Here is a 21,388-nt window from a genome sequence, read left to right on the forward strand (position 1 = left end):
ACCGCTTGCCGGAGACCCGTTCATTCATTCAAGCGAGCCTGTTTCGTCATGCGTGTTATCCTGGAACGGTCAAATCTCCTGAAGTCTCTCAACCATGTCCACCGCGTGGTCGAGCGGCGCAACACCATTCCGATCCTGTCGAACGTGCTGCTCAGCGCCGAGGGGGCCAGCCTTGAAATGAAGGCGACCGACCTCGACCTGGAGGTGACCGAAGCGACGCCGGCAAAGGTCGAGCGCGGCGGGGCGACAACGGTCCCGGCGCATCTGCTCTACGACATCGTGCGCAAGCTTGCCGACGGCGCGGAGGTGGCGCTGAAGACCGACGAAGACGGCAACGCCATGACGGTGACGTCGGGGCGCTCGAGCTTCCGCCTGCAGTGCCTGCCGCAGTCCGACTTTCCCGAACTTTCAGCCGGGTCGTTCTCGCATATTTTCCGGCTCGATTCCGTCGGACTAAAGGGCCTCATCGAAAAGACCCAGTTCGCCATCTCGACCGAGGAGACGCGCTATTATCTGAACGGCATTTATCTGCACACGCACGAGGCCGGCGGCAAGCTGAAACTGCGCTCTGTCGCGACCGACGGCCACCGGCTGGCGCGCGCCGAGATCGATGCGCCGGCAGGCTCTGAGGGCATGCCTGGCGTCATCATCCCGCGAAAGACGGTCAGCGAGTTGCAAAAGCTGGTCGACGATCCCGATGTTGCAGTCACCACCGAGTTGTCCGACACCAAGATTCGTTTCACCATCGGCAGCGTTATCTTGACCTCCAAGCTGATCGACGGCACTTTCCCGGACTACCAGCGCGTCATTCCGACCGGCAACGACAAGAAGCTGATTATCGATCGCCAGAGTTTCGCCGCTGCCGTCGATCGCGTTTCGACCATTTCGTCCGAACGCGGCCGGGCGGTGAAGCTTTCGATCGCCGAAGGACAGGTCACGCTTGCGGTCAACAACCCGGATTCGGGCAGTGCCACCGAGGAACTGGCGGCCGACTATTCGTCTGATCCGATCGAGATCGGCTTCAACGCCAAATACCTGCTCGACGTTGCCGCGCAACTGACCGGCACGGAGGCGAAGTTCATGCTGGCGGATGCCGGTTCCCCGACGCTGATCCACGATATGGCCGACGAGACCGCGCTCTACGTGCTGATGCCGATGCGGGTGTAGGGCCCGAACGGGCCATCTTGCTGCCGTGACCAAATCTGCAAAACCGCAGCAGACCTACATAAGTAAGCTCACACTTACGAATTTCCGCAACTATGCGGCGTTGGCAATCGACCTTGATCCCGGCGCCGTGGTTTTCTCCGGCGACAATGGCGCCGGAAAAACCAATCTGCTTGAAGCGATCTCGCTGCTCACGCCTGGCCGCGGCTTGCGCCGCGCACCCTATGTCGAGGTGGCGCGCGAAGGCGGCGACGGTGGCTTTGCTCTGCATGCCCGGCTTGACGGGCCGGAAGGCCAGGTCGAGATCGGTACCGGAATAGCGGGCAGCGACGGCGAAGGCGGCCGGCGAGTGCGGATCAACGGCGCGGCGGCACGCTCAGCCGAAGACATGCTGGAATGGCTGCGCGTGGTCTGGTTGACACCGGCTATGGACGGCCTGTTCCCCGGGCCGGGGGCCGATCGTCGGCGCTTCCTCGACCGGCTGGTGCTTGCGATCGATCCCGGCCACGGGCAGCGCGCGCTTGACTACGAAAAGGCAATGCGCGGCCGCAACAGGCTGCTTGCCGACGGTTCGCGCGACAGTGCGTGGTTCGATGCGATCGAGATGCAAATGGCCGAGACCGGCGTGGCAATTGCCGCGGCGCGTGCCGAACTGGTGCGCCTGCTCGCCGCCATGATCGACCGGCTGCCCGGCGACGGACCGTTTCCGCAAGCCGACATCGGCATCTCGGGCGAACTGGAAGGCGAAATCGGTATTTTACCGGCCGTCGACGTCGAGGAACGGTTCCGTCACGCCCTTGCCCAGGGGCGCGACCGCGACCGCACCGCCGGGCGCACGCTCGACGGCCCGCACCGTACCGACCTCGTGGTGCGCCACCGGCCCAAAGCGATGCCAGCCGAGCTCTGTTCGACCGGCGAGCAGAAGGCGCTGCTGGTCGGCATCGTCTTATCGCATGCGCGGCTAACCGGCGAAATATCGGGCATGACGCCGATCCTGCTGCTCGACGAGATTGCCGCCCATCTCGACGGCGGTCGACGGGCGGCCTTGTTCTCGATCCTGGAGGAACTGAACTGCCAGGCCTTCATGACCGGGACCGATGCCGCGTTGTTTGACAGCCTCAAGGGACGAGCGCAGTTCCTGACCGTAGATCACGGTAAGGTCAGGCCGACCATTTGACCTTCGGCCATGGCGCATTGCTGAGTGGCACGTATTGATGCCTGACAAGTTTTTTCCTCCGTTATAAGGTCCGGGGATGATCGCAGCCGCCCTTACCGACGAAGAGCTCGAACGCTACGCCCGCCACATAGTGCTGCCCGAAATCGGCGGCGCCGGCCAGCAGCGGCTAAAGCGGGCGCGGGTGCTGGTCATCGGCGCCGGCGGATTGGGTGCGCCGGTGCTCGAATATCTCGCCGCTGCGGGCGTTGGCACGCTCGGTATCGTCGATGACGACAGTGTCTCCCTTTCCAACTTGCAACGACAAGTGATCCACGGCACGGACATGGTCGGCATGGCAAAGACCGACAGTGCCAAGGCTGCGATCAGCCGCATCAATCCAAACGTCGTGGTGGAAGAGCACAATTTCAGGCTGACCGCAGACACCGCCCCTGCCCTCATCGCCCGTTATGACATCGTCGTTGACGGCTCCGACAATTTCGAAACACGCTACGCAGTGGCCGACGCCTGCGCCGCCGAAAGCCGGCCGCTCGTGCATGCCGCCGTTGGCCGCTTCGACGGCTCGGTCACCGTGCTGAAGCCGTTCGAAACCGGCCCGGACGGCACGTTGAACCCAAGCTACCGCGATCTCTTTCCCGAGGCGCCGCCGCCGGGACTGGTGCCGTCCTGCGCGGTGGCCGGCATTGTCGGCGCGCTGACCGGGGTCATCGGCACGCTGCAAGCAATGGAAGCGATCAAGCTGATCACCGGGATTGGCGAGCCGCTGGTCGGGCGACTGCTGCTCTACGATGCGCTGGCCGCACGCTTCGATACGATCCGCTACAAGCGAACCAGCCCGTGAGCCAGCCTGCCGAGGTCTCCATTGTGCAGCTTGCGGCCGATTTCGACCGTTGGGCCGAGCTCTTGGCCCTTGTCCTGCGCGCCTTCGCCTTCATGGACGGCGTCATTGACCCGCCGTCCTCGGCGCATCGACTTACCGTTGAAAATCTCAGGGCTAGAGCGCTGGAGGAGACAGCATTCCTGGCCCTGAAGGAAAACGAGATCGTCGGTTGCGTCTTCGTCCTGAAGCGCGCAGACGACCTCTATATTGGAAAGCTCGCGGTCGAGCCGGTTCTTCAGGGACAAGGCATTGGAAAACAGCTGCTGCAGGCCGTCGAAGATCTCGCCCGCGGCCATAACAGGACCGCCATCGAGCTCCAGACCCGGATCGAGCTGACCGGAAATCACGCAGCCTTTGCCCGCCTCGGTTTTCGTGAAACCGAACGGACAGCGCACAAGGGCTACGACCGACCGACCTCAATCACCATGCGCAAGGCCCTTTGGTAAGCCAACGCTATCCAACGACGAACACGCGGTTGCCGCGGCAAGACCGGTGCCGGTGTGACGGCAGGTCACGCCCTCAATGGCAGCACGCGGTCGGGCGGGCGATGACCGTCGAAGAAGGCGCGGATGTTGATGATTACCTTCTCGCCCATGTCGATACGGCCTTCGAGGGTCGCCGAGCCCATATGCGGCAACAGCACGACCTTGCCTTTGTGGGCAAGTTTCAGCAGCTTGCTGTTCAGCGCCGGCTCGTGCTCGTAGACGTCGAGGCCGGCGCCGGCGATCTTGCCGTCATGGATGAGCTTGACCAGCGATTCCTCATCGATGATATCGCCGCGCGCGGTGTTGACTATGTAAGCTGACGGTTGCAGAAGCGCCAGCCGCCGCGCCGAAAGCAGGTGGAAGGTTGCCGGTGTCGATGGGCAATTGACGGAGATAATGTCCATGCGGGCGAGCATCTGGTCGAGGCTTTCCCAATATGTCGCTTCCAACTCGTCCTCGATTGCCGGAAGCACGCGGTGGCGGTTGTGGTAGTGGATCGAGAGGCCAAAGGCCTTGGCGCGCCTGGCCACGGCGGTGCCGATGCGACCCATGCCGACAATGCCGAGCCGTTTGCCCCAGATGCGCCGGCCGAGCATCCAAGTCGGCGACCAGCCCGCCCATTTCTTGTCGCCGGTCAGCACGTTGGCGCCTTCGGCCAGCCGCCGCGGCACGGCCAGCATTAGCGCCATGGTCATGTCGGCCGTATCTTCGGTCAACACGTTCGGCGTGTTGGTGACGGTGATGCCTTTCTTGGCCGCTGCCGCAACATCGATCTTGTCGACGCCATTGCCAAAATTGGCGATCAGCTTGAGGTTGTCGCCAGCCTGGGCAATCAGCGCCGCATCGATATTGTCGGTCACGGTCGGCACCAGCACGTCGGCCTCCTTGACCGCCGCCACCAATTCCGGCTGCGTCATCGGCCTGTCCTCGACATTCAAGCGGGTGTCGAACAACTCGCGCATGCGGGTCTCGACCGGGTCGGGCAATTTGCGCGTGATGATGACGAGGGGCTTCTTTTTGCCTGCCATTGTTTCCTCGAACCCGATCTCGTTGAGACCTCTTTAACCAAGAACGGCGAAACTGAGAGCCGATCGCGGTACCGGTCATTCATGTAACAAGCGGTTCCGCCGAAGACAAAGAAAAAGGGGCGAAGGCCGATGGGCCGGCGCCGAAAGGAACGAAAGTGTCTGGTTTCGCGTCGCTCCGCCTGACCCTCAGTGCAGCATTCCTCGGCGCTCTCATCCATAGCCCACTGGTGATGGCGCAAAGTGCCGCGGCACCCGCCCAGAGCGTCACGCTCGGACCAAGCGGCTTGCCGCTGCCGCGCTTCGTCAGCCTGAAATCCGGCCGCGTCAACTCGCGCGTTGGGCCGGGCGTCAATTATTCCGTCGACTGGATGTATATGAAGCCAGGCCTGCCGATGGAGATCATCCAGGAGTTCGATACGTGGCGCCGTGTGCGCGATGCCGACGGCTCGGAAGGCTGGATCAATCAGTCGCTGCTTTCGGGCCGCCGTACGGCGATCGTCGCCCCCTGGCAGCGCGGCAAGGACGCTCGCGTCAACCTCCTGGACGATCCGGCAAAAGATGCTGGCGTCATCGCGATCCTCGAACCGGGGGTGATGGGCACGATCAAGTCCTGCGATGGCCAGTGGTGCGAAATGACCTTCGACGGTCATACCGGCTGGCTCGCGCAGTCGCTCGTCTGGGGTGCCTATCCCGGCGAAAAGGTCAAGAACTGACGTTTCTGGACCGCAGGTCGGGCCAGCACGGCAAGCACCGGATCCGGCACTTGTTTCGCTGATCTTCGGTTCGGGGATGGTTTAGCGGCCGATGCGGCCGAGATGGGTATCCTGGAAACTGCTCGACAGCTTCAAGCCATATCCCAAACAACCACCAGGAACACCAGCGATCGCATAGAAGACAAAAGCCGCCACCGCGACTGCGACCCATTCGAGCCGGAGCGTCAAATCCAGGAATTTCATAAGGCGCCGGTCAGTCGCAGCGTTTCGGACGCAGTCTCACCACGATATCGACATTGGCGATCTCCATGCCTTCCGGCGGTTCCGGCAAGTTGGAAACCGTCACCGGGCCGCTGTCGATATCGAAGATCCTGTTTTCGCCCTCGATATAGAAATGATGGTGATCGGAGGTGTTGGTGTCGAAATAAGTCTTCGATCCCTCGACGGCAAGGATGCGCAGAAGACCGGCCTGGGTAAACTGGTGCAGAGCATTGTAGACGGTGGCCAGAGACACCGGCACGCCGGCGGCAAGCGCCTCCTCGTGCAGTTCCTCGGCCGAAAGATGGCGGTCGCCCTTGGCGAAAAGCAGATCGGCCAGCGCGATGCGCTGGCGTGTCGGCCTCAGACCGGCCTCGCGAACCCGCTTGTCCACAGCGACATTATCCTTCCGGCAACCCAGATCCATCTACCCGTCGCGCTCACAGTTCCGCCTCAGACACGCCCAAAATGGCAGAAATAGAGCATCTGCCGAAACTGAACGTGTCGTGACATATATTCTGTCGACCGAATGCGATCAATAGCGCGCATTGACCCGGGCAGACGGGCAGGTTAAGCGCAAACGCCGGTTTCCGGCCTGAAACAGATTGTGTTAGGAAACCACCGACAAGGGCGCCTATCGCCCGGGACGATCACGGGGACGAGATTGATGGCGGGTTCGAAATCCAGCTACGGTTACGAGGAATTGCTTGCCTGCGCCCGCGGCGAGCTGTTCGGACCGGGAAATGCGCAGCTGCCCTATCCGCCGATGCTGATGTTCGACCGCATCACCGAGATCAGCGAAACTGGCGGTGCGTTCGACAAGGGTTTCATCCGCGCGGAATTCGATATCAAGCCGGATTTGTGGTTTTTCGCCTGCCATTTCATTGGCAATCCGATCATGCCGGGATGCCTGGGCCTGGACGCCATGTGGCAGTTGACGGGGTTCTATCTCGGATGGCTCGGTGAACCCGGCAAGGGAATGGCTCTGTCGACCGGGGAGGTGAGGTTCAAAGGCATGGTCACGCCAACGGTCAAGAAGGTGGAGTATGGCGTCGACTTCAAGCGGGTGATGCGCGGTCGGCTTGTGCTTGGTATCGCCGATGGCTGGCTGAAGGCAGATGGCGAGCCCATATATGCGGCAACGGATCTGAAGGTCGGTCTTTCCAAGCAATCGGCCGCCGTCTGAACGAAGACCCTACAGTGCCACGTCTTGGACGTCCAAAGGACGCTGTAGCACTTTAATTTTGCGCATGGTTCCGTTCCGCAAATCGATTTCAGGTTTCGGAGGTCCGCGCTGGAAGGAGTTGCGAATGAGACGGGTCGTAGTCACAGGTCTCGGCATCGTGTCGTCGATAGGCAATAATGCCAACGAGGTGCAGACCTCGCTGCACGATGCCAGATCCGGCATCAGCTTCTCCGACTCTTTCGCCGAGCATGGCTTCCGTTGCCGGGTGTGGGGTGCGCCGACACTGGATCCGTCGGGCATGATCGACCGTCGCGCCATGCGCTTCCTGTCGCAGGGTGCTGCCTGGAACCACGTCGCAATGGACCAGGCGATCGCAGATGCCGGCCTCGACGAGACCGACATCACCAACGAGCGCACCGGCATCGTGATGGGCTCCGGCGGACCGTCGACCCGTGCAATCGTCGAGGCGGCCGAGACCACGATCAAAAACGGCAGCCCCAAGCGGATCGGCCCGTTCGCGGTGCCAAAAGCGATGTCGTCGACCGCGTCGGCGACGCTTGCCACCTGGTTCAAGATCCACGGCGTCAACTATTCCATCTCATCGGCCTGCTCGACGTCTGCGCATTGCATCGGCAATGGCTACGAGCTGATCCAGTGGGGCAAGCAGGACATCGTCTTCGCCGGCGGCCATGAGGATCTCGACTGGACGATGTCGGATCTCTTCGATGCCATGGGCGCCATGTCGTCCAAGTTCAACGACAGGGCATCGGTCGCCTCCCGCGCCTACGACGTCGATCGCGACGGATTCGTCATTGCCGGCGGCGCCGGCGTGCTGATTCTTGAAGAGCTCGAGCACGCAAAAGCGCGCGGCGCCAAGATCTATGCCGAGATCGTCGGCTATGGCGCCACCTCGGACGGCTACGACATGGTGGCGCCATCGGGCGAAGGCGCGGCACGCTGCATGCGACAGGCAATGGCGACCGTCACTTCACCAGTCGACTACATCAATACGCACGGCACCTCGACGCCGGTCGGCGACTCCAAGGAAATGGGCGCCATCCGCGAGGTGTTCGGAGAGGAAGTGCCTTTCATCACATCGACGAAATCGCTGACCGGCCATTCGCTAGGTGCGGCCGGCGTGCAGGAATCGATCTACTCGATCCTGATGATGCAAGGCGGCTTCATCGGCGAGAGCGCCCATATCGAGAACCTCGATCCGGAATTCGAAGGCATGCCGATCGTGCGCAAGCGCATCGACGACGCAAGGATCGACACTGTTTTGTCCAATTCGTTCGGTTTCGGTGGCACCAACGCTACGCTGATTTTCCAGCGCTATTCCGCATAAGGATTTGCCGACCATGGACGGATTGATGAAGGGCAAGCGCGGGCTTGTCATGGGTGTCGCCAACGATCATTCCATTGCCTGGGGTATCGCCCGCAAACTGTCCGAACATGGCGCGGAACTCGCCTTCACCTATCAGGGCGAGGCCTTCGGACGCCGGGTCAAGCCGCTCGCCGAGAAGCTGGGCGCATCGCTGGTGGTGCCTTGCGACGTCGAGGACAGCGCATCGGTCGCCGCAACTTTCGAGACCTTGGGCAAGGCATGGGGTGGGCTGGACTTCATTGTCCACGCCATCGGTTTTTCCGACAAGAACGAGCTGAAAGGCCTCTACGCCGATACCAGCCGCGACAATTTCATCCGCACCATGGTGATCTCCTGCTATTCCTTCACCGAGGTTGCCCGCCACGCCGCCACGTTGATGAAGGACGGCGGCTCGATGATCACGCTGACTTATGCGGGTTCGGTTCGCGTCATGCCGAACTACAACGTCATGGGTGTTGCCAAGGCCGGGCTGGAGGCCAGCGTCCGCTATCTAGCCAACGACTACGGCCCGCGAGGCATCAGGGTGAACGGCATATCGGCGGGACCGGTACGGACGCTTGCGGGCGCCGGGATTTCCGACGCACGCCACATGTTCTCCTACCAGCAGCGCAACTCGCCGCTACGCCGTACGGTGACGATCGACGAAGTCGGCGGCTCCGCGCTCTATTTGCTGTCCGACCTGTCGTCCGGCGTCACCGGCGAAATCCACTATGTCGATTCCGGCTATCACATCGTGTCCATGCCGACGCTTGACGAGTTGAAGCAGACCGACGCCGGACGGGAATAGCGCGAGCGACACGTCGCCGGCTTGCCCCGCAGCGTTTCAGCGTCGCGCCGAGAAGACCGTGAACATGCCGTCGCGGGCGAGCTCCCCATGGCTGGAGAAGGCGGCCGCCAGCACCGGTTCGTAGGGAAGCTGACGGTTTGCCACCATGAACAACCGGCCGCCCGGCTTCAGCGCTTTGCCTGCCGCGCGGATCATACCGGCACCGATTTCCGGCTCAGTCGCCCGGCTGCGGTGAAAGGGCGGGTTCATGACGACCACATCGTAGCGGCGCTCGACCGGTTCGCTCAAAAGATCTGTCCAGAAGAAACGTGGTTCCACGCCTGTGCTGCCGACATTGGTTTTGGCCGCCTCCAGCGCCTCGAAATCCGCTTCGTAAAGGTCAAGCGCCGATATGCCGGGTGAGCGGGCGGCGACCTCGGCAGCGACATAGCCCCAACCGGCACAGAAATCCGCAACACTGCCACGCAGATCGTTGGGCAGATTTTCGACCAGCAGCTTCGATCCCGCATCGATCTTGTCGAAGGAAAACATGCCTGGGGCCGTGCGGAAGCGGTCCTCGACCACCAAATCCGGATTGGCGGCTCGAAGCGTTGCCGCGGCAACGGTATCGGCCGGCCGGCGAAACCAGAAGGCAATGCCGTGATGCTTCGGCAGGTGGCCTTCGAGCGGCACAAGGGCGCCGACATGCTTGCGCAGGCTGGCGACGCCATCGTCCTTGCCGCCGGCGACGACGATCAACCCCCCTGGTGCCACGCGTTCGACCGCTTCGGCGACGCGCAACTCGTTTTGGCCGCGATGGCGGCCGGCGAGCACAAATGCCGCGTCGAAAGCCTCGCCTTCGACCTGCGGCGTGACAGTGAAGCCGGATGCCTGCAAGGCACGAAAATGCGGCCTGAAGCCTTGGACGAGATGAAGCTTGGCATCAAAGCCTTCGGGTAAGCGAAAGCCGGGCTCGGCACCGAGAAAGAGAATGCATTCATCCTTTCGTGGCAGGGACACAGCCCCCGCCTCGAATGGATGGAAAAGCGTCTTCAGCGGCTCGGCGGACATTCACCACTCTTGAACTGCAAGGCTGTTGTTGAATGCAAACGGGCGCGACCTTCCGGCGCGCCCGCTTCGATTGCATAGTTAGATCAGCTTAGGCGGCGTTTTCTTCGCCTTCGCTCTTTTTGTCGCGAGCGATTTCCTTGCCGGTGGCCTGGTCGACGACCTTCATCGACAGGCGGACCTTGCCGCGCTCGTCGAAGCCCATCAGCTTGACCCAGACCTTGTCGCCTTCCTTGACGACATCGGAGGTCTTGGCGACACGATCATTGGCGAGCTGCGAGATGTGGACGAGACCGTCACGCGGGCCGAAGAAGTTGACGAAAGCGCCGAAGTCGGCGGTCTTGACGACCGTGCCTTCGTAGATCTCCCCGACTTCCGGCTCAGCGACGATGGTGTGTATCCACTTCTTCGCCGCCTCGATCTCCTTGGCGTTGGCCGAAGCGATCTTGACCGTGCCGTCATCCTCGATGTTGATCTTGGCACCGGTCTTTTCGACGATTTCGCGGATGACCTTGCCGCCCGAGCCGATCACATCGCGGATCTTGTCGGTCGGAATGTGCATGACCTCGATGCGCGGTGCGAACTCGCCGAGTTCGGCACGCGCGCCGGACAGCGCGTGGGCCATTTCGCCGAGAATGTGCTGACGGCCCTCCTTGGCCTGGTCAAGCGCGATCTTCATGATCTCCTCGGTGATGCCCTCGATCTTGATGTCCATCTGCAGCGAGGTGATGCCGTAGGCGGTGCCGGCAACCTTGAAGTCCATGTCGCCGAGGTGGTCCTCGTCGCCAAGAATGTCGGAGAGCACGGCGAAGCGCTCGCCTTCCTTGATCAGGCCCATTGCAATACCGGCGACCGGCTTGGCCAGTGGCACGCCGGCATCCATCAGCGCCAGCGAGGTGCCGCAGACGGTAGCCATCGATGACGAACCGTTGGACTCGGTGATCTCCGAAACGACGCGCAACGTATAGGGGAACTGGTCGGCGGTCGGCAGCATCGGCCGGATGGCGCGCCAGGCGAGCTTGCCATGACCGATTTCGCGGCGGCCCGGCGAACCCATGCGGCCGGTCTCACCGACCGAATAGGGAGGGAAGTTGTAGTGCAGGAGGAACTTCTCCTTGTACATGCCGGTCAGCGAATCGACATACTGCTCGTCCTCGCCGGTGCCGAGCGTGGCGACGACCAGCGCCTGGGTCTCGCCACGGGTGAACAGCGCCGAGCCGTGCGTGCGCGGCAGGACGCCGACTTCCGAGACGATCTTGCGGACCGTCTTCAGGTCGCGGCCGTCGATGCGCGAGCCGGTGTCGAGGATGTTCCAGCGCACGACCTTGGCCTGGAGTTCCTTGAACACGGTGCCGATCTGTTCGGACGTGTACTTGGCCTCTTCGCCTTCTGCCGGCGCGAACGCGGCCTTGACCTTCGCCTTGACGGCGTCGACGGCGGCATAGCGCTTCTGCTTGTCGGTGATCTTGTAGGCGTCGCGAAGCTCGCCTTCGACGATCTTGAGCATCTCGGCTTCAAGTGCGGAATAGTCTGGGGCGGTGAAGTCGCGCGGGTCCTTGGCCGCGACTTCAGCCAGCTTGATGATCGCGTCGATCACCGGCTGGAATCCCCTGTGGCCGAACATGACGGCGCCCAGCATAAGGTCCTCGCCGAGTTCCTTGGCTTCGGACTCGACCATCAGCACGGCGTCGGCGGTGCCGGCGACGACCAGGTCGAGCTTCGATTCTTGCATCTCGTCGACGTGCGGGTTGAGCACATATTCGCCGTTGATGTACCCGACGCGGGCGGCGCCGACCGGACCCATGAACGGCACGCCGGACAAGGTCAGGGCGGCGGAGGTGGCGACGATCGACAGGATGTCCGGATCATTTTCGAGATCGTGCTGGACGACAGTGACGACGATCTGGGTGTCGTTCTTGTAGCCTTCGGCGAAGAGCGGGCGGATCGGGCGGTCGATCAGGCGGGAAACCAGCGTTTCCTTCTCGCTCGGACGGCCTTCCCGCTTGAAATAGCCACCCGGGATCTTGCCGGCGGCGTAAGTCTTTTCCTGGTAGTTGACCGTCAGCGGGAAGAAATCGAGGCCGGGTTTCGGCTCCTTCATCGAGACGACGGTGGCGAGAACCTTGGTTTCGCCGTAGGTAGCCAGCACCGCGCCATCAGCCTGACGCGCGATCTTGCCGGTTTCGAGAATGAGCGGGCGGCCGCCCCATTCGATTTCCACTTTGTGGTAATTGAACATGTCTTGTCCTTCGTATGCGGAAAGGGCCGCGCCGTTTCAGCGTGCGCGGATGCCCTTTCCCTTGGCTTCCTTTCTCGGGCAGCCACGGGCAAGACAACGGGAAGCTCGGCTATTCGGCGCGGTGCCGCACGAGCGTCCTGCAATCCTGCCCCATGACCGTCCATGGGCGGTTTCGAATGGCCCTCTGCTGTTTCGAAACCGGGTTGGCCAATCGATCCGACTGGCCTTGCGCGTGAACCCGAAAACCAGGTTTTCGGAAAGTATCCTGCGCAAATCTAAAACTTCAGAGCGTCCTTTGCGCAGCCAAACCGGTGCGCGGCGCTCTGCTTTCTTCATTGGAGCCTTGGATGATCCGATGCTCCAATGCGCGACCGGCGGGCTCTCGAAAGAACCCGCCGGTCAATTCGTCAACGGCGCAGACCGAGCTTCTCGATCAGCGTCTGATAGCGCGCGTCGTCCTTGCGCTTGAGATAATCAAGCAGGCTGCGGCGCTGGGAAACGAGAGCGAGCAGACCACGGCGGGAATGGTTATCCTTCTTGTGGTCCTTGAAATGATCGGTCAGGTTCTTGATGCGCTCGGAAAGGATGGCCACCTGAACTTCCGGAGACCCGGTATCGCCCTTGGCGGTTGCGAATTCGCCCATCAATTCCTTCTTGCGTTCGGCAGTAATCGACATCGTGTTTTTCCTTGTCTGTTTGAGGAAACGGGACGCCCTCAGCCGGGATGTCGTCCAGCAGGGGCCGGTGCAAGCAACGCGTCAAAGCGCGAAGCTGCGGCGCATATAGTGCAATTCCGACAAAAAGGCCAGCCTAATTCACAAGCCGGCTTTTCGCTGCATAAACGGGCACTTCTGCCTAGTCAGAGCCATTTCTTCCATTTGAAGTACGCAAAGAGCCCGACCGCAACAAGCGCCATGAAGGCGAGCGACAGGGGATAGCCGTAATAGGCCTTCAGCTCCGGCATATTCCAGGGCGAGGTGTCGGGGTCGAAATTCATGCCCCATACGCCGACGAGAAAGGTAAGCGGCATGAAGATCACCGAGACGATCGTCAGATAGCTGATGACGTCGTTGGTGCGCGCCTGGCTGAGCGACAAGTGCATCTCGATCAGGCCGGTCAGCATGTCGCGCTGGGTTTCGACCAGTTCGATCAATCGCAGCGAATGATCGAGCGTGTCGTTCAGGAATATCTTGGTTTCGGCCTTCACATAGGGCACGTCGTTGCGGATCATGGTCGCCAGCGCATCGCGCATCGGCCAAAGCACGCCCTTCAGCACATTGGCATCGCGCCGCAATTCGTGAAGCTGCCGCATCTGGTGCTTGTGCGCCTGGTGCAGCATCTGGTCCTCGATGCTGTCGACCAATTCGCCAGCAGCCTCGATCGGCGGGAAATAGCTGTCGACGATGGCGTCGATCAAAGCATAGGCGAGATAGTCGGCGCCGCGCGAGCGCAAGCGGTTGGGCACCGAGCTTGCGATCCGCTTGCGCACGGGATCGAACGGGTCGCCTTCGCGCTCCTGGAAGGTGACGACGAAATTCTTGCCGAAGAAGACGGTGATCTGTTCATAACGGTGCGCGGTGACGTCGTCGATCATCCTGACGACGACAAAGGCGTGGTCCTCGAAGAAATCCACCTTCGGCCGCTGGCCTGTATTGACGACATCTTCCAGCGCCAGCGGATGCAGGTTGAAAATCCGGCCGATCTCCTCGATCAGCTGGATATTGGCGAGGCCTGTGCAGTCGAGCCAGATGACCGGCCAATTGTGGCAATGGGTGTTGACGTCGTCGATGCTGGCATTGTCGATCGTCTTGAACTTTTCAGGCGAGATCAACGTCAGCCTGAGCTCGGAGCGGCGCGCCGCCGGGTCGGCGATCAGCGTGCCCGGCGAAGCCCCGACCGGCGGCCTCCGTGTTTTGAGCGCCGCCCGCTTGTTGACCGTGTCAGCCTTTGCCATGTGCCCCCTCAAGTGCAGCGTCGAACGGCACTACAGCGCAGCGCATCCTTTCGGACGGCAAACGGCACCGTAGCCCCGTTGGATTTAACGCATGATCGTTTCCCAAAATAGAATCCGGTTTGGAGATCATGCGCCGGGCGACAGCTGTTACCCGATAAAGACCCGCTTTGGCTTGAACATGCCTTGCTCGATAGCGCCGATGGCGACCAACTTGCCGCGCGCGGTGGCGCAAGCCTCCTCCGCTTCTACCGGCGCGTCACGGCCGCGAATGATGACCGGATTGCCGAGGCGGATTTTGGTTGCCGCATCATCGCTGATCGCGACCTGCGGCAGGCATTCGAGCGCGGCGGCGGTGTCAACCAGAAGTGCATCGATGGCACCGAAGTCGATCGGGGCGTCCGCTGCCTGCGGCTCGCCCTGCTCGCCGAAGCGGGCGGCTTCCAGCTCGGCCAGGGTGACGAAATCTTCCTGCGTGAATGGCTCGACCTCGACCCGCCGCAGCTCGGCAATGTGGCCGAAGCAGCCGAGGTCGCGGCCCATGTCGCGGGCCAGCGAGCGGACATAGGTGCCCTTGCCGCATTCGACCTCGAAGATGGTGCGATCGGCCATGTGGTCGACCAGGTCGAGCCGGCCGATCTCGACCTCACGTGCCGGAATGTCGATCGTCTCGCCATCGCGGGCAAGGTCGTAGGCGCGCTCGCCGGCGATCTTGATCGCCGAAAATTGCGGCGGTGTCTGCATGATGACGCCGGTATATTTCGAAAGCAGCGCCCGTACGTCGGCTTCCGCCGGACGGCGGTCCGAGCTTTTGGTCGCCGGGCCTTCGAGGTCGTCGGTCGAACGCTCCTCGCCCCAGGCAACCGTGAAGCGGTAGACCTTGGCGCCGTCCTGGACGTAAGGCACCGTCTTGGTCGCTTCACCAAGTGCGATCGGCAGCATGCCGGACGCGAGCGGGTCGAGCGTGCCGGCATGGCCGGCCTTCTCCGCCTGGAACAGCCACTTGATCTTGGAGACGGCTTCGGTCGAGCCCATGCCGACCGGCTTGTCCAGTATCAGCCAGCCCGAGATCGGCCGGCCCTTCTTCTTGCCGCGGCGCGCCACTATTCGCTGTCCTTCCGGTCGTCTTTGTCTTTGTCGTCGGCGCTGAGATCGCGCGCCACTTCGGGCGAGTGCAGCAATTCGTTGATCTTCTGGAAATTGTCGTAGCTGGTGTCGAGCCGGAAGCGGAATTCCGGCATGTACTTCATCTGACGCAGCGCGCCGGAGACGCGGCCGCGGACGAACTTCGCATGCTTGTTGAGCGCTTCGACCACCGCACCGGCATCCTTGGCGCCAAGCGGCGAGACGAAGGCGGTGGCGATCTTCAGATCGGGCGACATGCGCACTTCGGAGACCGAGACCACGGCATTCTCGATCAGCGGATCGAGGATCTCGCCGCGCTGCAAGGTCTCGGACAGCGCATGGCGCACCTGCTCGCCGACGCGCAGCATGCGCTGGGATGGGCCAGCCGATGGTGGTCTTGGCATGAAAATTCTTCCTTCGCGCGGGTTCGAACCGCCTCAAACCGCTGACTTAACGCCGTTGGGCAGGTTTGGCTACCCTGGGCAACTGACCTTAATAGGCTTTCGTTCTATGACCGAGCCTGAGTTGCCCAGATTTCTACTTTCTCGAGCGCATCGGCGGGAACGACATCCCTTGGGATAAAAACGAAACGGGTACCCTTATCTACGAGGAAAAACAGGTAATCGTTGCTCAATTGCACCCGTTCTATCTTTCGATTCTTTGTCGAGCTCCCGTCAAAAAACTGAATAATATGCCCATCGAAGATTTTTACAGATTCGGTGGTATCGCCAATTTTCTTATTATTATTCTCCCTTTTTAAAAAACCAAAAAAACTACGAGCTACTATAAGATATATGGTCCCCATCGCAATTTGAGCGAGAACGTAAATTGTCTCACTGGAGACCACACCTTTTGAGAGGTACTCCAGCAGAGCGACGGCCAACGCAGATGTCCAGACAATCAAAAGAACTGCGGCTATCAAAATCAGCCAAGCAAGACCTGTGAGAATCCAACGCCTGGATCGACCATACCGCAGGTCGGAAAACGAACGCGCAGCACGTTTAAGCTGCGTATCATTTGTTTGGAAGGTATATTCCCATAGAGGGAACATACCTTCCAGATTTGAAGCGTCCTGGCCCATATCGGTGCCAAGCGCTTTACAGCGTCCTGGTCACCATCTCGACGCGGAAGCACTCGATGACGTCGCCGGCGCGCATGTCCTCGTAGTTCTGGAAGGCCATGCCGCATTCCTGGCCGGCCGGAACTTCCGAAACTTCGTCCTTGAAGCGCTTCAGGGTCTTCAGCGTGCCTTCGTGGATGACGACATTGTCGCGGATCAGGCGCACGCCCGCACCACGCTCGACCTTGCCTTCGGTGACACGGCAGCCGGCGATCTTGCCGACCTTGGTGATGTCGAAGATCTCGAGGATCTCGGCATTGCCGATGAAGGTCTCGCGACGCTCCGGCGAGAGCAGGCCGGAAAGAGCCGCTTTCACATCATCGACCAGATTGTAGATGATCGAATAGTAGCGGATCTCGATGCCTGCCGCAGCCGCGGCTGCGCGGGCCTGCGCGTTGGCGCGAACGTTGAAGCCGATGATCGCAGCCCCGGACGTTTCCGCCAGCGACACGTCGCTTTCGGTGATGCCGCCGGCCCCGGCATGGACGATGCGGGCGCGCACCTCGTCGGTGCCGAGATTGTCGAGCGCCGCATTGATCGCCTCGATCGAGCCCTGCACGTCGCCCTTGATGACCAGCGGGAATTCCTTCAATCCGCTTGTCTGCAATTGCGACATCATCTGTTCAAGCGAGCCGCGCTGGCCGGCATGTCTGGCCACCGCCTTCTCGCGCGCCAGACGCTGGCGATATTCGGTGATCTCGCGGGCTCGGGCCTCGTTGTTGACAACGGCGAAGCGGTCGCCGGCCAGCGGCGTACCTTGCAGACCGAGGACTTCCACCGGCATTGCCGGCGGCGCTTCCTTGACCTGCTCGCCGCGATCATTGACGAGCGCGCGTACCCGGCCCCATTCGTTGCCGGCGACGAGAATGTCGCCCGGCATCAACGTGCCGGTCTGCACCAGCACGGTAGCGACCGGGCCGCGGCCCTTGTCGAGCTGGGCTTCGATGACCACGCCTTCGGCGGTGCGATCCGGATTGGCCTTCAGGTCGAGGATTTCGGCCTGCAGCAGGATCGCTTCGAGCAACTTGTCGAGATTGATGCCCTTGGTAGCCGACACCTCGACATCCAGCACCTCGCCGCCCATGGATTCGACGAACACCTCATGGCGCAGCAGTTCCGAACGCACCTTCTGCGGGTCGGCGTCATGCTTGTCGATTTTGTTGATCGCCACAATGATCGGAACGCCGGCCGCCTTGGCGTGATTGATCGATTCGATCGTCTGCGGCATGACGCTGTCGTCAGCTGCCACCACGAGGATGGCGATATCGGTCGCCTGGGCACCGCGGGCACGCATCGCCGTGAAGGCGGCGTGGCCGGGCGTGTCGATGAAGGTGATCTTGTGACCGTTCTTCTCGACCTGATAAGCGCCGATATGCTGGGTAATGCCGCCGGCTTCGCCGGAGACGACGTTGGCATTGCGGATGGCATCGAGCAACGAGGTCTTGCCGTGATCGACATGGCCCATGATCGTTACCACCGGCGGACGCGGCTGCAGGTCCTCGGGACGATCGGCGATGTTGAACAAGCCCTCTTCGATGTCGGACTCGGCGACGCGGCGGACCGTGTGGCCAAATTCGGTGGCGACCAGTTCGGCCGTGTCGGCGTCGATAACGTCTCCAGGCTTCAGGATCTGGCCCTGCTTCATGAAGAACTTGACCACGTCGACGGCGCGCTCGGACATGCGCTGCGCCAGCTCCTGGATGGTGATGGTTTCGGGCAGGATCACTTCACGCATGACTTTCTCGCGTGGCTCGTTATGCAACGCGCGCTTGAATTTCTCCTGACGGCGGCGCATCGACGAGAGCGAGCGGGCGCGCGCATCCTCGTCGGAAAGAGCCGAATTCAGCGTCAGCTTGCCGCGGCGGCGGTCTTCCTCGCCCTTGGTCGGCTTGGCAGGACGTGCCACTTCGGGCGTGACCAGACGGCGCACCGGTGCACCGGCACCGGCCCGCTTCGGCTTGACCTCTTCCTCGTCATCGACCGTCGCCAGTTCGGCGGCGAGCGGCGCACGGCGGCGCGCCTCTTCCTCGGCACGGCGGCGGGATTCAGCCTCGGCTTGCAGCCGTGCCTCTTCCTCGGCCTGACGGCGAGCCGATTCCTCGCGCTCGCGGCGGCGGCGCTCTTCGTCCTCGCTGCGGCGCTTGGCTTCCTCGATGGCGCGCTGGCGATCCTCGACGTCGCGAACCTTCGAGCCCTCGAGAGCCCGGCGGCGTGCTTCCATTTCCTGGCGCGACAACTCGTTCAGCACCATGCCGCCGCGCTCGACCGACGGCATAGGCGGCGGCGCCTTGGGAGCTTCCTGCACGGCAGGCGCTGCCGCGACCGGCTTCGGCGTGAAAACGGACACAGGCGCTGCCGCCGGCTCCGGCTTGTCGCCAGGCAGCGAGAACTTGCGCTTCTTGGTCTCGACGACCACGGACTTGGTGCGGCCGTGCGAGAAGTTCTGGCGCACCGTGCCCTGCTCCATACCGGGGCGCTTCAGCGTCAAGGTCTTCTTCGGCGTAACACTCAGCGTCTTGTCGTCGCCCGATTTCGTATCGCTCATTCCATATCCTCTGCGGCATCATCTTCGTCAGCAACGGCCGCAAGCATTGCCAGATCGTCCGGGGAACCGCCCCGATATCGGTCGAGCGCAACCATGCGCTTCTGGACCGCCCTGCCCGCGTCTCCCGCGAGAACGGCAGCATGTATCACATTTGTACCCCCCAATGCCAAGCTCAACTCGGCCTCGGAGAAAAGTTTGTAAGCGCGGATCGCAGGCCCGCCGAGGTGGACGGTTGCCCGTCGCGCCTGGCTTATCTTGCGGACGCCATCGTCGGAAGCCTCGGTCGCGTGGAGCACGAAAAGTGCAAGTCCGCCGCGCACGGCACTCTCGACCTTGATCGCTCCAAGCGCTATGGCGCCCGCCTTGCGGGCCAAGCCAAGCATGCCCAGAGCGGACCTGGAAAGCAGCGCGTCGACCATACCGCCAAGATCGGCTGGCACGCTCACCTGCGCCTTAAAAGCACGGGCAAACAGGTTTTTCGCCGCTGCCTTGTCTATATGTAGGCGGTCGGCCGTCACCCAGCAACCGCGGCCGGGCAGGTTTCTCTTGATGTCCGGAACGACGGCCGAATCCGGGCCGACGACGAAACGGATCAGTTCATCCGGTTCGGCTTGCCTGCGGGTGACGATGCAGGTGCGATCGTTCATCTCGTCCAAGGGCGGGTTCGGTGCGATGCGGTTTCACCTCACGCACCGACGGTTTCGTCAGCCGGCGCGCCCTCGGCGGCAAGCTCGTCTTCGGTGATCCAGCCAGCCTTCAGGCGAGCCGCCAGGACCATCTGCTCGGCATCGGCGCGTGATACGCCATGGTTGGCGAGCACACCCGGGAATACCTTCGTCTCGCCGTCCTTGCGTTCTTTCCAACCGGTCAGGTCGTCGGCGGCGTAGCCGGCGAAATCCTCGATCGTCTTCACGCCGTCCTCGCCGAGCGTCACCATCATGGCGGTGGTGATGCCGGGAATCTCGCGCAATTCATCCTTGACGCCGAGGGCCTTGCGCTTCTCGTCGTGCTCGGCTTCGATCTTCTCCAGATATTCGCGGGCGCGGGTCTGGATTTCCGAAGCAGTGTCCTCGTCGAAGCCGTCGATCGACGCGATTTCGCCGGAATCGACATACGCGACTTCCTCGACGCTGGTGAAGCCTTCGGAAGCGAGCACCTGGCCGACCATCTCGTCGACGTCGAGGGCTTCCATGAACAGCGACGATCGTTCGACGAATTCCTTCTGGCGGCGTTCGCTTTCTTCCTGCTCGGTCAGGATGTCGATATCCCAGCCGGTGAGCTGCGAGGCAAGACGGACGTTCTGGCCGCGACGGCCAATGGCCAGCGACAGCTGATCATCGGGAACGACGACCTCGATGCGCTCGGCATCCTCGTCGAGCACGACCTTGGCGACTTCCGCCGGCTGCAACGCATTGACAATGAAGGACGCCGCCGAAGGCGACCACGGAATGATGTCGATCTTCTCGCCCTGCAATTCACCGACGACCGCCTGGACGCGGCTGCCGCGCATACCGACGCAGGCACCGACCGGATCGATGGAGCTGTCGCGCGAGATGACAGCGATCTTGGCGCGCGAACCCGGATCGCGGGCGACCGACTTGATCTCGATGATGCCGTCGTAGATTTCCGGCACCTCCATGGTGAACAGCTTCGCCATGAACTGCGGATGGGTGCGCGACAGGAAGATCTGCGGGCCGCGCTGTTCGCGGCGCACGTCATAGACATAGGCGCGGACGCGATCGCCATACTTGTAGTTTTCGCGCGGAATCAGCTCGTCGCGGCGGATGATCGCCTCGCCGCGGCCGAGATCGACGATGACGTTGCCGTATTCGACGCGCTTGACGGTGCCGTTGACGATCTCGCCGATACGGTCCTTGTATTCGTCATATTGCCGGTCGCGCTCGGCCTCGCGCACCTTCTGCACGATGACCTGCTTGGCCGACTGGGCGGCGATACGGCCGAAATCCATCGGCGGCAGCTGTTCGGCGATGAAATCGCCGAGCTGGGCGTCCGGATTTCGCTCGCGCGCCGAGGAAATGGCAATCTGGGTCGCGTAGTCGTCGACCTTCTCGACCACTTCCATCAGCCGCTGCAGCTTCATCTCGCCGGTATTCGGATTGATATCCGCCCGGATATTGGTTTCCTGGCCGTAGCGCGAGCGCGCGGCCTTCTGGATCGCATCGGCCATGGCGGCGATGACGATCGACTTGTCGATCGACTTTTCACGCGCGACCGCATCGGCGATCTGCAGCAGTTCAAGCCTGTTGGCGCTTACAACCATCTTCTTTCTCCCGAGCTTGTC

Annotated in this window: 21 protein-coding genes; 8 read left to right on the forward strand and 13 right to left on the reverse strand. The window is 62.0% G+C overall.

All coding sequences use genetic code 11. The features are described from left to right. Positions 1–48 precede the first annotated feature (48 nt). The 4 genes from dnaN (at position 49) to NKJ12_RS09250 (ending at position 3,664) form a co-directional block, all read left to right on the forward strand. The gene (dnaN, locus tag NKJ12_RS09235; protein ID WP_023676920.1) at positions 49–1,167 is read left to right on the forward strand and encodes a DNA polymerase III subunit beta; all 1,119 of its coding nucleotides are present in this window, start codon (positions 49–51) and stop codon (positions 1,165–1,167) included. 25 nt (positions 1,168–1,192) lie between these two features. Beyond that, positions 1,193–2,341: a DNA replication/repair protein RecF gene (recF, locus tag NKJ12_RS09240; RefSeq protein WP_352702319.1), complete on the forward strand. Its 1,149-nt coding sequence runs from the start codon at positions 1,193–1,195 to the stop codon at positions 2,339–2,341. Positions 2,342–2,417: 76 nt separating this feature from the next. Further along, complete coding sequence (locus tag NKJ12_RS09245) at positions 2,418–3,179, forward strand: molybdopterin-synthase adenylyltransferase MoeB (RefSeq protein ID WP_352644387.1); 762 nt, start codon at positions 2,418–2,420, stop codon at positions 3,177–3,179. Further along, positions 3,176–3,664: a GNAT family N-acetyltransferase gene (locus NKJ12_RS09250; RefSeq protein ID WP_352644389.1), complete on the forward strand. Its 489-nt coding sequence runs from the start codon at positions 3,176–3,178 to the stop codon at positions 3,662–3,664. The genes NKJ12_RS09245 and NKJ12_RS09250 overlap by 4 nt, the downstream gene beginning before the upstream one ends. Before the next feature lie 65 nt (positions 3,665–3,729). On the opposite strand, the gene NKJ12_RS09255 is transcribed toward NKJ12_RS09250, so the two are convergent. Next, positions 3,730–4,731: a 2-hydroxyacid dehydrogenase gene (locus NKJ12_RS09255; RefSeq protein ID WP_352702321.1), complete on the reverse strand. Its 1,002-nt coding sequence runs from the start codon at positions 4,729–4,731 to the stop codon at positions 3,730–3,732. A 155-nt stretch (positions 4,732–4,886) separates the two neighbouring features. On the opposite strand from NKJ12_RS09255, the gene NKJ12_RS09260 reads away from it, so the two are divergent. Further along, complete coding sequence (locus tag NKJ12_RS09260) at positions 4,887–5,444, forward strand: SH3 domain-containing protein (RefSeq protein ID WP_023676915.1); 558 nt, start codon at positions 4,887–4,889, stop codon at positions 5,442–5,444. A gap of 81 nt (positions 5,445–5,525) precedes the next feature. On the opposite strand, the gene NKJ12_RS09265 is transcribed toward NKJ12_RS09260, so the two are convergent. Together NKJ12_RS09265 and irrA are read right to left on the reverse strand one after the other, a co-directional pair. Then, positions 5,526–5,687, reverse strand: a complete 162-nt coding sequence (locus NKJ12_RS09265; protein ID WP_352644393.1) for a hypothetical protein — start codon at positions 5,685–5,687, stop codon at positions 5,526–5,528. A gap of 10 nt (positions 5,688–5,697) precedes the next feature. Then, the gene (irrA, locus tag NKJ12_RS09270) at positions 5,698–6,129 is read right to left on the reverse strand and encodes an iron response transcriptional regulator IrrA (RefSeq protein ID WP_023676913.1); all 432 of its coding nucleotides are present in this window, start codon (positions 6,127–6,129) and stop codon (positions 5,698–5,700) included. A 240-nt stretch (positions 6,130–6,369) separates the two neighbouring features. Between irrA and fabA the strand changes: the two genes are divergently transcribed. The 3 genes from fabA to fabI all read left to right on the forward strand — a co-directional run bounded on the left by fabA (position 6,370) and on the right by fabI (position 9,059). Continuing rightward, positions 6,370–6,888, forward strand: a complete 519-nt coding sequence (gene fabA, locus NKJ12_RS09275) for a 3-hydroxyacyl-[acyl-carrier-protein] dehydratase FabA (protein WP_352506149.1) — start codon at positions 6,370–6,372, stop codon at positions 6,886–6,888. Between the two features lie 124 nt (positions 6,889–7,012). Continuing rightward, on the forward strand, positions 7,013–8,233 hold the full coding sequence (gene fabB / locus NKJ12_RS09280; protein WP_352506148.1) for a beta-ketoacyl-ACP synthase I: 1,221 nt from the start codon (positions 7,013–7,015) through the stop codon (positions 8,231–8,233). A gap of 13 nt (positions 8,234–8,246) precedes the next feature. Further along, on the forward strand, positions 8,247–9,059 hold the full coding sequence (gene fabI, locus NKJ12_RS09285) for an enoyl-ACP reductase FabI (protein WP_352506146.1): 813 nt from the start codon (positions 8,247–8,249) through the stop codon (positions 9,057–9,059). Positions 9,060–9,095: 36 nt separating this feature from the next. Here the strand turns inward: fabI and NKJ12_RS09290 are convergent, their stop codons facing one another. The 10 genes from NKJ12_RS09290 to nusA form a co-directional block, all read right to left on the reverse strand. After that, positions 9,096–10,109: a class I SAM-dependent methyltransferase gene (locus NKJ12_RS09290; RefSeq protein WP_352506145.1), complete on the reverse strand. Its 1,014-nt coding sequence runs from the start codon at positions 10,107–10,109 to the stop codon at positions 9,096–9,098. A gap of 88 nt (positions 10,110–10,197) precedes the next feature. Next, positions 10,198–12,345, reverse strand: a complete 2,148-nt coding sequence (gene pnp / locus NKJ12_RS09295) for a polyribonucleotide nucleotidyltransferase (protein ID WP_352702325.1) — start codon at positions 12,343–12,345, stop codon at positions 10,198–10,200. A gap of 407 nt (positions 12,346–12,752) precedes the next feature. After that, positions 12,753–13,064, reverse strand: a complete 312-nt coding sequence (rpsO, locus tag NKJ12_RS09300; protein WP_280940423.1) for a 30S ribosomal protein S15 — start codon at positions 13,062–13,064, stop codon at positions 12,753–12,755. A 140-nt stretch (positions 13,065–13,204) separates the two neighbouring features. Beyond that, the gene (gene corA, locus NKJ12_RS09305) at positions 13,205–14,299 is read right to left on the reverse strand and encodes a magnesium/cobalt transporter CorA (RefSeq protein WP_352644398.1); all 1,095 of its coding nucleotides are present in this window, start codon (positions 14,297–14,299) and stop codon (positions 13,205–13,207) included. A 147-nt stretch (positions 14,300–14,446) separates the two neighbouring features. Next, positions 14,447–15,400 (reverse strand): tRNA pseudouridine(55) synthase TruB, encoded by a 954-nt coding sequence (gene truB, locus NKJ12_RS09310; protein WP_352702327.1) that lies wholly within the window; start codon positions 15,398–15,400, stop codon positions 14,447–14,449. Next, positions 15,400–15,825 carry a 30S ribosome-binding factor RbfA gene (gene rbfA / locus NKJ12_RS09315; RefSeq protein ID WP_254816270.1) on the reverse strand — a complete coding sequence of 142 codons (426 nt, stop codon included), beginning with the start codon at positions 15,823–15,825 and terminating at the stop codon, positions 15,400–15,402. The genes truB and rbfA overlap by 1 nt, the downstream gene beginning before the upstream one ends. A 104-nt stretch (positions 15,826–15,929) precedes the next feature. Beyond that, positions 15,930–16,502 carry a hypothetical protein gene (locus NKJ12_RS09320; RefSeq protein ID WP_352702329.1) on the reverse strand — a complete coding sequence of 191 codons (573 nt, stop codon included), beginning with the start codon at positions 16,500–16,502 and terminating at the stop codon, positions 15,930–15,932. Between the two features lie 16 nt (positions 16,503–16,518). Continuing rightward, on the reverse strand, positions 16,519–19,086 hold the full coding sequence (gene infB, locus NKJ12_RS09325; protein ID WP_352702331.1) for a translation initiation factor IF-2: 2,568 nt from the start codon (positions 19,084–19,086) through the stop codon (positions 16,519–16,521). Next, entirely contained in the window at positions 19,083–19,733 is a 651-nt protein-coding gene (locus NKJ12_RS09330; protein WP_352702333.1) for an RNA-binding protein, read from the reverse strand. The genes infB and NKJ12_RS09330 overlap by 4 nt, the downstream gene beginning before the upstream one ends. Before the next feature lie 38 nt (positions 19,734–19,771). After that, positions 19,772–21,367: a transcription termination factor NusA gene (nusA, locus tag NKJ12_RS09335; protein WP_352686820.1), complete on the reverse strand. Its 1,596-nt coding sequence runs from the start codon at positions 21,365–21,367 to the stop codon at positions 19,772–19,774. Positions 21,368–21,388: the final 21 nt, after the last annotated feature.

Source organism: Mesorhizobium sp. M0195, assembly GCF_040322115.1.
In the GTDB taxonomy this organism is placed as follows: Bacteria; Pseudomonadota; Alphaproteobacteria; order Rhizobiales; family Rhizobiaceae; genus Mesorhizobium.